The organism is Litorimonas sp., assembly GCA_029936425.1.
In the GTDB taxonomy this organism is placed as follows: Bacteria; Pseudomonadota; Alphaproteobacteria; order Caulobacterales; family Maricaulaceae; genus Litorimonas.
Genome location: JAPYSU010000002.1, coordinates 127117 through 142071 on the forward strand (window position 1 = coordinate 127117; position 14955 = coordinate 142071).

The window sequence follows — 14955 nt, forward strand, 5'->3', positions numbered from 1 at the left end:
CATCCTCATTCATGTCTCGCTGCGCAAATCTTCACTCATTGCACTTACGCTCACCGGTGGAATCTTTGTAAATCGGCCCGGCAAAAAAGCGTCCAAAAAAACGAAGTTGAAATCTAAATCTTTAATTGTGACGGTAATCAAAGGCGCTGGATGGCCTGGGTCACCTGCATATCCCAGTCCAGATGATATGTATGAAATATCCATATTTTCACGACCTACATTTGGGATAATATCACAGATACCGCGCCTCTCCAGAGTCGTTGGAGCACAGACACCGTCGCCGTCAGGACCAAATATAATATAATCCAAGGCGGCTTGATTAAATTGGCCCCCACTACAACTCGCCGTCTTACCCGAGCAATGCCTCTCATAATAAGGAATCGGATCACCAACCTCCACACCGTTTTCAAGACCAGTCATAGCTCTCAAATCTTCTGCCACAGGATATGATGTAGCCGCTAGCCGAACTCCGAAACGAGCTGACTGCTGTGCAGAATTCCACTGCCAGAAAGCCAGACTACATTCTACGACACCAGCCGTCACAAGTATCAATATTGTGATAATCAAGGACGTCTCTACAGTCACACTGCCTTGTTCTGATTTTTGAAATCGTTTGAAGAGACTCATAGAGCCGCTCCAATCAACCGAGTTTCATATTGACCTGCGACAGACAGATTCCCGCCTGTGATAATTTTAAGAATGCCAATACCCTTATATTCTGTCGCTCCGGATAGATTGACAATCCTGACAGTATCTCCCCCGCGGTAATCCCGCAGGCCATCTGTTTCTGGATTGGGAACGTTCCGATACGTGATGAGAATGTCCGCAGGAGTCATATCTTTGATATAAGGCGAGGCATTGGGGTCAAATTTGCCGCTGATGGCTATTTGTTTTGCGCGGTTCTCTAAAACTTCAGGATTTACCGTTCGGGAAAGGTAATTTCCGGCTGTACCCAAACCTGTTCTCAACTGATGCGTTTGCATCATCAAGATGGATGTATCGACAACGCCGAATCCGATTACAGTCAACATTGGAAATAATAACGCCCCTTCTATCGCGGCAATCCCGTCTTCCTTTTGATAAAATTTAAGCCACAATCTCATTAGCGCGCCAAAGCAATTTGCTCATCAGATTCAGAGTCTTTGCCTTGCCCAACAGGACCAATAATTTCTCCCCAGAGGACATTATCTTTTCCTGACCCCATAGGCTGCGTCAGAAATACTTTTATAAAAGTCTCTACTGGCAGAGGGTCACCCCGGCCGTTCATAGAAAGACCACTCGCCACAGCTGCGCCGCAATTTATCAGTGCCGCTTTAATGACTCTGCGGTCCTCAACCGTCTGGGAAGGCCCAGATTTGTGACATGTCGGCGTTCCCTCCTCTGCCGTACGCGAAAGTGACCCATAGGTTTTGGCGCCAGGGATTTGATCATTGTCAATTTCCCACCGATAAACACTATATCGTGACGGCGGGGTCGAAGGCGTCATGACGTTGCGATCATAATCAATAGAATATCTGACGCCCTCGAGAGTTATGCTCTTCTTGAAATCATGATTGATTTTCATATAGGTAATGAAATCCCAATCTCCATTTCCCATACGCCCATCCGCTTCTGTGCAAGTGCCAGACTCGAAACACTCATCAATCGGCATACCAAAAGCTTCTGAGCTAGGAGACGTAGAACACTCTTTTTTGCCAGCATAGCCTTTTACGACATTCTCCGCGGGGGCGTAGCGGGGATCATTAGCTTTCTTCTTGAAGTTTCCTTCATAAATATCGAAGCGTGTATTAAAGCCTTTACTCGCGGAAGCGATATTTCCGGGACGCAACCGAACGCCCTCGGATTTAGAAAAGCAGGCATTCGTCTTATCTATAGCAAGCGCATCTGTAATTTTACTCGCGCCGCTATTCCCTCCAAAGGGATCCAGATATCCAAAATTTCCCGGCCCATATTGATTGTTACCGCCCCCGTGGCCTTTGAACTTAATGAGACGTCGTTGAAAACTTCGATCATTCATCAATGTGTAGATGGACTCTGACTTTCCTTCCGCAGGATTGCAGAAGAAAATCGGAGCCGTCTTACAAATTCTTTGATCAAAGCCTGCAACTGCTTCTGCCGCCATTTCTACTTTAGTTATTCCGGAAATTAAACTGGGAGGAAATAAAGTTCTGACTGTTTCAGGCTTTATAACAACTTCTACATAACGCGCATCAGACGGATTATTTGTCACATTAGCGCTGGTGATTGATTGATAGTCTTGGGGCGGAAGACTTTTAAGATATCGAATTGTGTCAATCTCAACTAATCCTCTTCCATTTTCAGAAAACCTTTGTTCATTCTTTACAAGATTCTGAATAGCGCGTGTGGCGCGGGACATGCTGTCAGGACGCTGATCTAGTTCTGCCGCGCCTACTCTGGCAAACGTATCTGCGGCAGATTGCAGATCATTATCCATATTTTGTACTCTCGCAATATCAACAGAAAGCGCTCCGGCCCCGATAAGAACGGGAGTCGTGAATGCAGCCCAGACAGTAACCGCGCCTGAAGTCGCTGCGCCGAATGATCCAATAATGTTTTTCAATTTAGCTTTCATATTGACATTCGTTTCTGTGCCAAAAAGTACAAATTGAGATTTTCTCAATAGGGTTACTCTCAGTCTGATTGGAGTTGAACGGGTTTTAATTCTTTAACTTCGCCTTTCTGATAAGCTTCTCTAGCTGCCCGCACTCGCTCACGATCTGCCGGAATATAAGTATCTGATTTAAGTTTTGGGTCGGGCGTAACAGAATGCGCTAGAATGTTTGTGCGATTAGAGCTTCCGAAGTTATCAGTTTGGCCCTCAAGCGCAGAGCGCGGAGTCGAACAAGCCGACAGGATAGAAATCATTACGACAACCGAAAATAAATGTATAAAAAGTTTCATTTTTTGGACCTACTCTAAAACTGTTCCGTAATTTCCCGAGAGTTTCGACAAATCACTGGCCGTTTTATTCCCTTCGATCTGACTTCCCACAAAAGCTCCGAAATCACTTGGCACTGTCATATCGTCTAAAGGCGTTGCCAATTCGCTTATGTCCTTAACCGGTTGGGCCAGATGCGGAGTGACAATGATGACCAGTTCGGTTTCGTCCTGTTGAAACCGGGTGGAACTAAACAGAGCGCCCAGGATAGGTATATCGCCAAGCCAGGGGACTTGTGACCGACTGTTAGAGCTCTCTGATTGCAAAAGACCGGCAATGGCAAAACTCTGACCATTTCGAAGTTCTATAGTCGTATTTGCTCTACGCACCTTGATACCCGGAACTGTCACTTCTGCGATGCGAACAGCCGTCGTTTGATCCAGTTGGCTGACTTCAGGAGCAACTTTCAAATTTATGATCTCATCATCCAGTACAGTGGGAGAGAAAGACAGACTTACACCAAATTTCCGATATTCAATCGCGATTTGTCCCAAATCCCCAGGGATGGGAATCGGAATTTCACCCCCTGCGAGGAAGCTTGCCGTTTCGCCGGACATCGCGACGAGGTTGGGCTCTGCCAAGGTTCGAATAATGCCTTTATCTTCCAAGGCCTCAATACGGGCATCCAAAACGGCGCCCCCAATTCCGCCTCTGAGTATTCCGGATAAAACTGGATTATTAGTTGTCACACTTGTCGCGGCTGCGAAGTCGCCAGGGTCAGGATTAAGTCCGCCCTGCCGACTGGTTAAAAGCCCAACACCCAATTCTTTGATCGCATTTCGACTGGCTTCAACAAACCGAACTTCTAACATCACCTGATGTGAGTCCTTAATGGCCAAACCATTGGTAACACTGTCTGGAGCAAAAGCCTGCGCGATTTTTTCCGCTCTTTTGGAAACGGCGTCCGTAGTTACTTCTCCGGACAAATAAATGCCATTTGCGAGTGGTCTGACTTCAATCCTTTCTCGCGGAAATGATTGGAAGAGAGTCTTTTTCAATCCGGCCAAATCGTGACCCACAGTTACATCTACAATATCAATCAATTGCCGCTCATTGTCATACAGCATAACATTCGTTTTGCCGCCGGACTTGCCCATCACCTGGAAAGATCGATCCGTCAGAACGACGACATCTGCAATGGCCGTATTCGCCACGCGGACTTCTTTGAATGAAGTCTCCGTACGCATCACGATCATGTCGTTCTTCACGACTGATGTAGAGATACGATCTTCATTGACGCTATGGTCCACCCACGATTTTGCAGAGGAAAGAGTCGGCTGAACAAACAGCGCAATAAGGCATGTCGCTAAAAGTGTACGTTTCATCAGCCTAACCCCCTGCCAGATCTGAATATAATTTTGGCTCTTCTTCAGATGCTGACATCAACTTTGGAGCTTCTTTCTTGACACTTAGTTGTTCAATAGTTTCTTCAACATCAGGGCCGTCTCTAAAGATTGTAATTTCCGCGACATCTCTTTTTTTCGGAACAGTGTTTTTTCTGGCAGAGCTCTGGGTACGTGGCAGAGACGCTGATTTGGCCGACATTGGCCCTAAGTCACTAAGTCTTACCCGCTGTGATTTCTCCGGCTGGATTTCGCCGACACCTCTTAGAGAGAGGGAAAGGGTTCCATATTCCATAGCAAGATTGAGAGCCTGACCATCTTCATTCTTGACCTCAAGTGTCACGGTTCTCGCGACATTGGCTTCTGCCGTTTTATTTGATTGATTTTGATCCACACCCAGCACTGAAATGTTTTGCAAGATGATATCGGACACATAATTGGAAGCGGAGGAATTTGACCTTTTATTTGCTGCACTCTCCGGCTCTCTCGTATAAATAACATCTACAATATCCCCAGGCACGACAAATCCAGCCACGCCCGAGACATCGTCAACCCGCACGGCAACAGCTCGGTAACCCGGACGAATGCGGGCCGAGAGACTGGCTTTTCCATTTGGACCAGAGATTTTATGTCCCAAGATAGGCTCATTCAAAGTCAGGGTGGATAACACGACGCGTTCTCCTTGCTCCCCTAAAAGTGTGTCCAAATTTGTAAAAGCGCCATCCGGAACCGAGTCTTTAGGGTATTCGACGAGACGGACAGAATCCGGTGTCAAAACATCACCAAAAGCCAATTCGATATCGGCCACCAAGATTGGCGTTGTCGGGATAGTTTTTACCTGCTGGACAGTTTCAGAACTGGTTTGGCCAAGTTCCTTTTTGACCGCACTGTTAATCCACCCCCGCGCCAGAAAGACGGCTAGAAGCCCGAAGGCGGCAGACGCGCCCAATGTGATAATTGTATTCAGCCTCATATATCTTCCACCCATTCGAGCGCTCGTTACAAACTTCAAGCGAGACTCGAGTGGAGACTAAGGGCGGGAGGGTAAGGTTTCGTCAAGAATCGGGCTTACCAAGTCTTGAAAATACAGGGTTAGTGAAAGCTTAAACTCTTACCTTGCTATGTCTTTGAATTTGTCTGGTTCAAATAACAGAGCGGAATTGATCTGCAACGCCACTGCGAACACTCCGATTTAACTAACACTCTCCGATGAGTTTCGAGGAGAGAATTAGAAACTTATGCTAGTTTAATGCGTTCACTTTCTGAGAGCTGATTACATTCTCTAAGATTCAGTCCCGACAGGAGCTTATAGTGGGCACATTTCGCCAAAATACGATCACAAAACCTATTTTCAATTGGGCGCAAAAGGCCATGCCCCGTTTATCAGAAACGGAGCGGGATGCTTTGAACGCCGGGGATACTTGGTGGGATGCAGAAATTTTTACCGGCAACCCTGATTGGTCAAAACTCCAAGCCACGCCAATTCCTAAACTCACAGATGAAGAACAGGCTTTCATTGACGGGCCGGTCAATGAGCTTTGCGGTCTGATTGATGATTGGAAAATCGTCTGGGAAACAGGCGATATGGAACAAAAAGTCTGGGATTTTCTGCGAGACAATCGCCTGTTCGGCATGATTATTCCCAAGAAATACGGAGGTCTTGAGTTTTCAGCCTTCGCCCATTCGGAAATCGTCAAAAAGATTACCACCCGTTCCACCGTTGCGGCCGTGACAACTATGGTGCCGAACTCACTCGGCCCCGGCGAGCTTTTGATGCAGTTCGGGACGGATGAACAAAAGAACTATTGGCTGCCGCGTCTGGCGGATGGTCGGGAAATCCCCTGTTTTGGGCTCACAAGCCGAGAAGCCGGATCAGATGCAGGTGCCATGGTGGATACAGGTGTCATCTGCAAAGGTGAATACAACGGCAAAGAAGTTCTTGGGATCAGATTAAACTGGCACAAACGCTACATTACACTTGGACCTGTGGCGACAGTTCTCGGACTTGCTTTCAAATGTTATGATCCGGATCATTTGATCGGCGATGAAGAAGACCTTGGAATTTCTGTCGCTCTAGTTCCAACAGATTTACCGGGCGTCGAAATTGGACGTCGTCATCTCCCGGCATTCCAAATGTTTCAAAATGGCCCTAATTGGGGAAAAGATGTTTTCATTCCCTTCGAAAACATTTTGGGGGGTCAGGAAAGACTGGGTCAGGGTTGGGCGATGTTGATGAGCGCTCTTGCCGCCGGACGCGGTATTTCGCTTCCCGCCCTCTCGGCGGCCGGAACAACCCTGACCGCACGAACGTCAGGTGCGTATGCACGAATCCGTGAGCAATTTGGCGTGCCCATCAGTAAATTTGAAGGCATTCAGGAGCCTCTCGCCGCTTTGGCCGCGCGAGCTTATAAGCTAGACGCGGCTCGGCACTTAACCTGCGCCGCGCTTGACGAAGGCCATAAACCATCCGTCATTGCCGCGATTATGAAATATCATATGACTACGGCCCTGCGGGACTCTGTGACCGACGCCATGGACATTCATGGCGGCAAGGCTGTGATTGACGGGCCTCTGAATTATCTCGGCAATCTCTATAGAGCTGTGCCAGTCGCCATTACGGTGGAAGGTGCCAATATCATGACCCGTAGCCTGATGATTTTCGGCCAGGGCGCGATACGCTGCCACCCTCACCTCCTGGATGAAATTCTGGCATTGGAGAATGAAGATAAGGATCAGGCGCTCAAAGATTTCGATAAATCATTCTGGAAACATGTCGGTCATTCTACCAAAACTGTCTTCAGGTCTATTGGCAGAAGCTGGTTTAGCACCGGAACCTCTCCGGATAATGCCGAATTAAAACCCTATTATAAAGCCATGAGCCGATATGCGTCCGCTTTGGCGATTGCCTCTGACATGTCCCTTCTCATTTTAGGCGGAAAACTGAAATTCAAGGAAATGCTGTCAGCCCGATTAGGCGACGTCCTTTCCGAACTTTATATGCTGTCCGCTATATTAAAACGCTGGGAAGATGAAGGACGTCAGCCCGAAGATCTCCCATTAGTTGAATATAATATGCAAACCGGTTTTGTTGTTATCGAGAAGGCTTTGGACGAAGTCTATCAAAACTTCCCGAATAAATTAGTGGCTGGTTTCTTACGGGCGATTACCCTGCCTTTCGGTCGATCCCAAACCGCGCCTTCGGACGACCTAAAACAGACTTGCGCCAAACTCGTGACCACCAAAAACCCGACCCGCGAGAGACTTTCCGAAGGTATGTATCTGTGCGAACATCACAGCAGCGAAGGCATAAACAGATTGGAAAAGGCTTTTGACCTTACGATTGAAGCGGCACCTGCAGAAGCCAAACTCCGCGAAGCCGATATATCCGATCCGAAACAGGCATTAGAAAAATCTATCATATCAAAGTCCGAATTTGATCTTTTAATGCGCACGCGTGAGGCGACTGAAAAAGTGATTGAAGTCGATGATTTTGCAGCGGGCGACTTTGTGCGTTACGGCTGTCCTCCGGAAGAGGGAGAGCCGGAAGAAGCGGTTCGGGATTATCTGAAGCGTACATCTCCCGGGATTGCGAGCGCCGCAGAATGATAGGTAGAGACGTTTATATAGTTGATGGGGCCAGAACACCGTTTTTGAAAGCCCGAGGGGGTCCCGGACCCTTTACGCCTGTTGACTTGGCCGTCCAATGTGGACGCCCTCTCCTTCTCAGGCAATCATTTGCGCCGACTGATTTTGATCAGGTCATACTGGGCTGCGTGAATGTCGTGGCGGACGAGATGAATCCTGCTCGCGTCGCTGCGCTTCGGCTGGGCATGGGTTCTGAAATGGTCGCCTTCACAGTTCAGATAAATTGCGGCTCAGGCATGCAGTCCATTGATACCGCCTATCGATATATTCGCGATGGCGGATCGGATATGATACTGGCGGGCGGAGCCGAAGCTCTTAGCCATGCTCCATTGGTATATCGGCGTGAGGCGGTCGAATGGTTTGGGGCGTTGGCCGGGGCAAAATCCTTAGGCGAACGGCTCAAGCTTTTTACTAAATTGAGACCCTCAATGTTCAAACCAGTGATAGGATTAGAACGCGGCTTAACGGACCCGATCACCTCACTGAACATGGGACAAACCGCTGAAGTGCTGGCGCATTTGTTTGATATTTCCCGCGAGCAGGCAGATGAATACGCCGTTCAAAGCCAGCTTCGTCTCGCAAAGGCTCAGGACGAAGGTTATCTCGACGAGGAGGTGCTTCCCGCTTTTTCACCCAATGGCGATGTATTTGAAACCGATGACGGGGTCAGACCTGATTCCAGCACGGAGAAACTGGCGAAGCTCAAACCTGTCTTTGAGAAACCTTATGGTAAAGTTACTCCCGGTAACAGTTCACAAATCACGGACGGCGCAAGCTGGGTTATTCTTGCCTCCGAAGACGCCGTCAAAAAACATAATTTAAAACCCAGAGCCAAACTAACGGATTCAAACTGGGCTGGGCTTGATCCCAAGATCATGGGACTTGGCCCTGTCATGAGTTCAACTCCGCTCCTCCAAAAACACAAGCTGGGCCTGAAAGATATCGACTTGTGGGAAATCAACGAGGCCTTTGCGGCCCAGGTTCTGGCCTGCCTCGCCGCTTGGCAGGACGAAGACTTCTGCAAAGACGTTCTTGGTCTTAAAAGACCTCTCGGCAAAATTAATAGAGATCAGCTCAATATTGACGGCGGGGCGATAAGCCTCGGCCACCCGGTCGGGACCAGCGGAAACCGCATCGTTCTTCATTTGGTCAACGCGCTTCACCGGACGGGCGGACAGCGCGGCATTGCTACTGAATGTATTGGCGGCGGCCTCGGCGGCGCCATGTTGATAGAGAGGGTTTAGATAATGACGATGCATACTCCTGTGCTCTCCGCACTCCAGTCTCGCGAGATGGAAAAAGGCGGTCTCAATAATTACAAAGACTTCCGTCACTTTCGGATGGGTCAAGATGAAAACAATGTCGCTTGGCTTTTATTCAGCCGTCGGGGTGAATCCGTAAACACTCTGAACCGCGACGTGCTCGAAGATTTATCTTCTGTTCTAGATGAATTACAGAATTCACCTCCTTCGGGTTTGATTATCAGATCAGAAAAACAGAGCGGGTTTTGCGCCGGCGCGGACATTCGGGATTTCCGCGAGGTTGAGTCGCCCGACATAATGATAGACGAGCTGTCTCAAGGTAAAGCTATTCTGGACCGATTGGAGGCCCTCTCCTACCCCACCATAGCTGTCGTGCACGGCCATTGTCTGGGCGGCGGATTTGAGCTGGCCCTCACTTGTGATCACCGCATTGCGGTCGACGGAGCCAAATTCGGCTTTCCGGAAGTCCAACTGGGGCTTCATCCGGGGTTGGACGGCTCTGTGAGACTTACTCGGCTGATTAACCCTATCGAAGCTATGACCTATATGCTCACGGGCAAAACCGCTTATACCCGTAAAGCAAAATCACTCGGCATCGTCCATAAAGTTGTCGAGGAACGCCATGTCAAAGCCTGCGCGCAAGACATCATAAAAAACACGCCGAAATCCGGGACAAATTCGCCTATTGAAGGGTTGATAAAAACTGGTCTTGGACGCTCATTGACCGCTAAAAAAATGCGTTCCCAGACAGAGAAGCAAGCGCCGAAATCACATTATCCTGCCCCTTACGCTCTCATTGATCTCTGGGAAAAACATGGCGATGATAGAGATAAAATGTCAAAAGCCGAAACGCAGTCTTTTGCCAATCTGATGTTTTCCGAGACAGCGCAAAATCTAATCCGTGTATACTTCCTCCGTGAAGCCCTGAAGTCTTCTGGCGAGAGCAAATTAGAGTTTGATCATCTCCACATGATTGGCGCCGGGGCCATGGGCGGAGACATCGCGGCTTGGTCCGCGATACAAGGGCTGAATGTCTCTTTGGCGGATATTGAAAACGCCGCGATTGGCGAGGCCATGAAACGGGCCAAAGCCATGACGCAGAAACGTCATTTGAATTCCATGCAATCGCGAGACGCTTTGGACAGGTTAATACCAGACCCGCAACAAAACGGCGTTCAAAAGGCAGACATCCTTATAGAGGCTGGCCCGGAGATCGAAAAAATTAAAAAACAGATTTACGCTTCTGTCGAACCAGATCTGAAAACTACGGCCGTTCTGGCCACTAATACGTCCAGCCTTCCCCTGGCCGATATTGGACGCTCTCTTAAGAAAAAAGGACGTTTTGCCGGTATCCATTTCTTTAATCCGGTCGCCAGTCTGGATTTAGTCGAAGTCGTGAATTGGAAGGGCGCAAACAAAATCACAATGGATCGCGCCCGCGGCTTTATCGGACAGATTGGCAAACTCCCAGTCGACGTTAAAAGCGCGCCGGGATTTTTGGTCAATCGAGCACTTATGCCTTACATTCTTGAAGCCATCCTAATGCTCAAAGACGGAATTAAAGCCGAAACAATAGACAGGGCCGCCGAAGAGTTTGGTATGCCGGTTGGCCCAATTGAACTGGCTGATCAAGTTGGTCTGGATATTTGCGAACATGTCGGTGATGTTCTTCGCGCGCAGTTGGAAACCCCCGTTGCCGACATTCCTGAGTTTGTTCGGCAGAAGGTGAAAGACGGACATTTGGGTAAAAAAACCGGACAAGGGTTTTACAAATGGAAAAACGGCAAAGCTCAAAAAGAGGAGCCTGGAACCCCGCCTTCTAATGCGCAGGACCGCCTCGTCTTGCCTATGCTCAACGCCTGCGCAACATGCCTTCGCAAAGATATCGTCTCGGATACGGACGCGCTGGATGGCGCTATGATATTTGCAACAGGCTTTGCGCCCTTCCGGGGCGGACCCATGCATTACGCGCAGTCGCGGGGATATGAGGAAATTCACGGGGGTTTGCTCAAACTGGAAAAAACCTATGGCGAACGCTTCAAACCTGACCCCTATTGGCAGGCGTGAGCTCGCGGCAAATGGCTGATAAAACAGCAAAGTTCACAGATGCAGATTTATTAGCCGATAAAATCATAGAGCGTCTCGGCGGTAAAATTGTCATGGCGACCCCTTTGGGTTTGGGCAAAGCCAACCATGTCATCAATGCCATTTACAATAAGGTCCGCAAAAACCCGTCACATTCTCTCAAGATATACACCGCTCTCACCCTGAATACCCCGCAGGCATCATCAGATATGGAGCGCCGTTTCTTGGAGCCCCTTAAGCGGCGACTTTACGACGGATATTGTGAACTTGATTTCGCGCAAGACCTTCACGATGAGAATTTGCCAAGTAATGTTGAGGTCTGTGAATTTTTTCTGGCCGCCGGGCAATGGCTTGGTAATTCGTCCGTGCAGCAAAACTATATAAGCGCAAACTATTCAGACGCCGGGACTTATATTCTTGAAGACGGCATTAATCTGGTTGTCCAATTACTGGCTTCGGAAGAAAACAATTCGAATTATAGCTTGTCCTGTAACCCCGACATTACTCTTGACCTTCTAAAAGCGCGCGAATCAGGAAAATCAGACTTTATCGTCGTCGGTGAGTTGAATGAGAATTTGCCATTTATGCCCGGCGATGCAGAAATATCAGCGCGTGAAATCGACTATCTTCTAAAGGGCGACTGCGAAAGCTCAACGCTTTTCAATATCCCGAAAAGGCCCGTCAATCTTCCTGAATATGCCGCAGGGTTTTACGCCTCAGGCCTCATACCCGATAACGGTACATTGCAGATCGGAATCGGCTCTATTGGAGACGCTGTCGCTTACGCTCTTCTCTTGAGGCAGAATAACAACAAAGATTATCGAAAAATCATGAACGCCTTGCATCGTGACGAGGAATTAGAGCGGCTTCACCTCGACCCGTTTGAAACCGGACTGCACGGGATGAGCGAAATGTTTGTCGATAGCTTTCTGGATCTCATAGAGGGCGGCGTCATAAAACGTGAAGTTGACGGTATTCTCGTGCATGGCGGTTTTTTCGTGGGGCCTTCTTCGCTTTATAATCGGCTTAACAAAATGCCGAGCACTTTGCGTCAAAAAATCAATATGACCCGGGTTCGGTTCATTAATGATGCCCATGAAGGGTTTGAAGAAAAAAAGTCAAATCGTGAAAATGCCCGTTTCATCAATAATGGTATGAAAGCCACTCTACTGGGGGCGGTTGTCTCTGACGGCCTTGAAAATGGCCAGGTTATCAGCGGCGTTGGGGGACAATATGATTTCGTCCGCCAGTCATTTGCTCTGGACGGCGCTCGCTCCCTGATCATGCTGAACGCTCTGCGCGACGGGACGTCCCAGGCAGAGAGCAATATCGTCTGGAGCTATGGTCACATTACCATACCCCGCCATTTGAGAGATATTGTGATAACAGAATACGGTGTGGCAGATTTAAAAGGGGCCAATGATGACGATGTGATCAAGAGAATGATTTCCGTAGCGGACGCGCAGTTCCACGATGACCTTATAAAAACGGCTCAAGAAAACGGAAAATTATCAAAGGGCTTCAACAAACCTGATTTTTGGTCGGAGAATACAAGCCGCCATATTGAGCAAAACCTTGCTCCCTTCCGCGAAAAAGGATTGCTGCCTGAATATCCATTTGGAACCGATTTCACAGCCACAGAGCAAAGGCTCATAAAAGCTTTGGATAAACTCAAACCTATATCGAAATCCAAATCAAAATTGATCAAAACGGCTTGGAGAGGATTCAGAAAAAAGCCCAATAAGGACCAACTCGCGGCAATCAAGAGAATGGGATTGGATAAGCCTCAAAACCTTGACGAACAAATTAAGGCCTATCTGTTACGAGCCGTCCTGTAATGGCCGCGTGAAAAACTATAAATTGCCTTGCAAGATGTCTTTTTCGGCGGCGAGGGCATTTTTGAATACAAAAAATGACAAAACAGCCAGTGGCAATAACATTATCACCTCTCCGCTCATCAAAACAGTTCGCGGCGCATGAAGGGCATCCATTACCATCCACGTCACACCTTCAAGCAATACGCCCGCTTCCAATGTAAGGAAAAGCGTTCCCACCAGAGCATTTAAGTAAATCATTTTGTTATCCATGTTAAAGGAACACGCGTTTTACAGTGTCCAGTAAAAATGTGTGTTGCGTTGGTCTACTTGCAAGTCGCTAGGATAATAAATTTTTTCCTTTTAAGATAAATCTCCAATTTTGAGGCAGCTCTTAAGAGTTTCAAGTCCAACATTTCACTGAAAAAACACCTAATCGTCAGACAAAATTTAAGAACCTCTACAATTCCCATACATAAACGCATGACAGATGCGTCTAAAAGACCGTTCAAACCCGTTGAAACCTCTTCTCAAGAAGCTTACCTAGTCGCGAGATTACTACCGTTTTCAAATTAGGTTCAAATTTGGGCCTGACAGAAAGTCGTTATGGCAATGCTCAAATACCTCAGAATTTCAATTTGTTTGATCCCGCTCATTCTTGGCGCATGCCAAGCCGGCGAAGAGGAAAATGCGGCTGCTCAGTCAAAAACGGCACCCGCGGCAAGCCAAGCTATGACTGTTGAGGCTGTTACAGTTCGCGAACACAACGTCCCCAACATTATTGAACTTCCCGGACGGGTAGAACCCGTTAGGCAAGCAGAAGTGCGGGCGCGAGTAACTGGTATTGTTCAAAAACGTCTCTATGAAGAAGGGACTGACGTTACTGAAGGCCAAGCGCTTTTCAATATTGACCCCAGAGAAGTAAAAGCCAATCTGGCACAAGTCAAAGCCAGTTTGCAACGCGCTGAAGCCACTGCCGCAAATGCGCAAGCCGTCGTGGATCGATTTGAAAACCTTGTGGAATTACAGGCCATCAGCCAACAGGAATATGATTCAGCTGTTGCAGCCTCCCGCGAAGCCGAAGCCAGCGTCATACAAATCAAGGCGCAAATAGATGCAGCGAATTTACAAGTGGGATATACGACGGTACGCGCCCCGATAGCAGGCCGCGCGCGACGCGCCAACGTGACTGAGGGCGCCCTAGTCAGTGCCAGCGAAGCCACACTGATGACTCAAATAGAACAGCTAGACCCAGTCTACGTCACTGTTGCTCAAGCTTCATCTAAAGTTCTCGAAATTCGGCGGGCTATCGCTGACGGCACTATTCAACTTGATGAAAATGGACAGACAAAAGTCGAGCTGTTTTTCGGAGACGGCACCCCCTACTCCGAACCCGGATATGTGGACTTCTTGGATTTCTCTGTAAACGAAACCACCGGAACAGTTAATCTCAGAGCGGAGTTTCCCAATCCAGACAATATTCTGCTCCCGGGGGAATTCGTTCACGCCCGTTTTTATGTAGGCTCGAGAAGAAATGGCCTTTCTGTGCCGCAAAGTGCCGTAAGTATTGCGGAGTCAGGCGCAAGCGTTTTTGTCGTCAACACAGAAGGAAAAGTTGAATCGAAGCCTGTCGATCTCGGCCCTATGGATGGTCAGGACTGGGTGATAGAAAGCGGCCTTTCAGCTGGCGATCAAGTGATAACAAGTAATATTCAGCAACTTCAACCCGGTACGCCCGTTAAAGTAAGTTCCGGATCCAGATCAATGCCTTCATCGCAAGAAACTCCCTCTCAAGCGCCAAATTCCGCTGAAGACGGCAATCCGTGATAATGGGCTTTATAGAAAAG

The 14955-nt window shown here is 48.3% G+C and carries 12 protein-coding genes; 5 read left to right on the plus strand and 7 right to left on the minus strand.

Going from position 1 to position 14955, the window contains the following annotated elements:
- Positions 1–9: 9 nt before the first annotated feature.
- Genes ACN0IC_RS02460 through cpaB form a run of 6 tightly spaced genes read right to left on the minus strand, consistent with a single transcriptional unit; the run spans position 10 to position 5275 of the window.
- Positions 10–627 carry a TadE/TadG family type IV pilus assembly protein gene (locus ACN0IC_RS02460; RefSeq protein ID WP_416877172.1) on the minus strand — a complete coding sequence of 206 codons (618 nt, stop codon included), beginning with the start codon at positions 625–627 and terminating at the stop codon, positions 10–12.
- The gene (locus tag ACN0IC_RS02465) at positions 624–1103 is read right to left on the minus strand and encodes a TadE/TadG family type IV pilus assembly protein (protein WP_416877173.1); all 480 of its coding nucleotides are present in this window, start codon (positions 1101–1103) and stop codon (positions 624–626) included. The genes ACN0IC_RS02460 and ACN0IC_RS02465 overlap by 4 nt, the downstream gene beginning before the upstream one ends.
- Positions 1103–2593 carry a pilus assembly protein TadG-related protein gene (locus ACN0IC_RS02470; protein ID WP_416877174.1) on the minus strand — a complete coding sequence of 497 codons (1491 nt, stop codon included), beginning with the start codon at positions 2591–2593 and terminating at the stop codon, positions 1103–1105. Before ACN0IC_RS02470 ends, ACN0IC_RS02465 begins: the two co-directional genes overlap by 1 nt.
- A gap of 59 nt (positions 2594–2652) precedes the next feature.
- Positions 2653–2922, minus strand: a complete 270-nt coding sequence (locus ACN0IC_RS02475; RefSeq protein ID WP_416877175.1) for a hypothetical protein — start codon at positions 2920–2922, stop codon at positions 2653–2655.
- A 9-nt stretch (positions 2923–2931) separates the two neighbouring features.
- Positions 2932–4284, minus strand: coding sequence for a type II and III secretion system protein family protein (locus ACN0IC_RS02480; RefSeq protein ID WP_416877176.1), 1353 nt, complete (start codon positions 4282–4284; stop codon positions 2932–2934).
- Positions 4285–4288: 4 nt separating this feature from the next.
- Positions 4289–5275 (minus strand): Flp pilus assembly protein CpaB, encoded by a 987-nt coding sequence (gene cpaB / locus ACN0IC_RS02485; protein WP_416877177.1) that lies wholly within the window; start codon positions 5273–5275, stop codon positions 4289–4291.
- Positions 5276–5610: 335 nt separating this feature from the next.
- On the opposite strand from cpaB, the gene ACN0IC_RS02490 reads away from it, so the two are divergent.
- From ACN0IC_RS02490 to ACN0IC_RS02505, 4 genes are read left to right on the plus strand one after another with little or no spacing between them, the layout of a single operon-like run.
- The gene (locus tag ACN0IC_RS02490) at positions 5611–7908 is read left to right on the plus strand and encodes an acyl-CoA dehydrogenase (protein ID WP_416877323.1); all 2298 of its coding nucleotides are present in this window, start codon (positions 5611–5613) and stop codon (positions 7906–7908) included.
- Complete coding sequence (locus ACN0IC_RS02495; protein ID WP_416877324.1) at positions 7908–9191, plus strand: acetyl-CoA C-acetyltransferase; 1284 nt, start codon at positions 7908–7910, stop codon at positions 9189–9191. The genes ACN0IC_RS02490 and ACN0IC_RS02495 overlap by 1 nt, the downstream gene beginning before the upstream one ends.
- Positions 9192–9194: 3 nt before the next feature.
- The gene (locus tag ACN0IC_RS02500; RefSeq protein ID WP_416877178.1) at positions 9195–11276 is read left to right on the plus strand and encodes a 3-hydroxyacyl-CoA dehydrogenase NAD-binding domain-containing protein; all 2082 of its coding nucleotides are present in this window, start codon (positions 9195–9197) and stop codon (positions 11274–11276) included.
- Between the two features lie 11 nt (positions 11277–11287).
- Positions 11288–13132 carry an acetyl-CoA hydrolase/transferase C-terminal domain-containing protein gene (locus ACN0IC_RS02505; RefSeq protein ID WP_416877179.1) on the plus strand — a complete coding sequence of 615 codons (1845 nt, stop codon included), beginning with the start codon at positions 11288–11290 and terminating at the stop codon, positions 13130–13132.
- Between the two features lie 15 nt (positions 13133–13147).
- On the opposite strand, the gene ACN0IC_RS02510 is transcribed toward ACN0IC_RS02505, so the two are convergent.
- Positions 13148–13369, minus strand: coding sequence for a hypothetical protein (locus tag ACN0IC_RS02510; RefSeq protein ID WP_416877180.1), 222 nt, complete (start codon positions 13367–13369; stop codon positions 13148–13150).
- 345 nt (positions 13370–13714) lie between these two features.
- Here ACN0IC_RS02510 and ACN0IC_RS02515 point away from each other — a divergent pair, with 345 nt between their 5' ends.
- Positions 13715–14935, plus strand: coding sequence for an efflux RND transporter periplasmic adaptor subunit (locus ACN0IC_RS02515; RefSeq protein WP_416877181.1), 1221 nt, complete (start codon positions 13715–13717; stop codon positions 14933–14935).
- Positions 14936–14955: the final 20 nt, after the last annotated feature.

What these genes read in the sequence shown, in the direction of transcription:
- ACN0IC_RS02460 (WP_416877172.1), bottom strand. Translation starts at nt 627, where the DNA reads ATGAGTCTCTTCAAACGATTTCAAAAATCAGAACAAGGCAGTGTGACT.
- ACN0IC_RS02465 (WP_416877173.1), bottom strand. Translation starts at nt 1,103, where the DNA reads ATGAGATTGTGGCTTAAATTTTATCAAAAGGAAGACGGGATTGCCGCG.
- ACN0IC_RS02470 (WP_416877174.1), bottom strand. Translation starts at nt 2,593, where the DNA reads ATGAAAGCTAAATTGAAAAACATTATTGGATCATTCGGCGCAGCGACT.
- ACN0IC_RS02475 (WP_416877175.1), bottom strand. Translation starts at nt 2,922, where the DNA reads ATGAAACTTTTTATACATTTATTTTCGGTTGTCGTAATGATTTCTATC.
- ACN0IC_RS02480 (WP_416877176.1), bottom strand. Translation starts at nt 4,284, where the DNA reads ATGAAACGTACACTTTTAGCGACATGCCTTATTGCGCTGTTTGTTCAG.
- cpaB (WP_416877177.1), bottom strand. Translation starts at nt 5,275, where the DNA reads ATGAGGCTGAATACAATTATCACATTGGGCGCGTCTGCCGCCTTCGGG.
- ACN0IC_RS02500 (WP_416877178.1), top strand. Translation starts at nt 9,195, where the DNA reads ATGACGATGCATACTCCTGTGCTCTCCGCACTCCAGTCTCGCGAGATG.
- ACN0IC_RS02505 (WP_416877179.1), top strand. Translation starts at nt 11,288, where the DNA reads ATGGCTGATAAAACAGCAAAGTTCACAGATGCAGATTTATTAGCCGAT.
- ACN0IC_RS02510 (WP_416877180.1), bottom strand. Translation starts at nt 13,369, where the DNA reads ATGATTTACTTAAATGCTCTGGTGGGAACGCTTTTCCTTACATTGGAA.
- ACN0IC_RS02515 (WP_416877181.1), top strand. Translation starts at nt 13,715, where the DNA reads ATGGCAATGCTCAAATACCTCAGAATTTCAATTTGTTTGATCCCGCTC.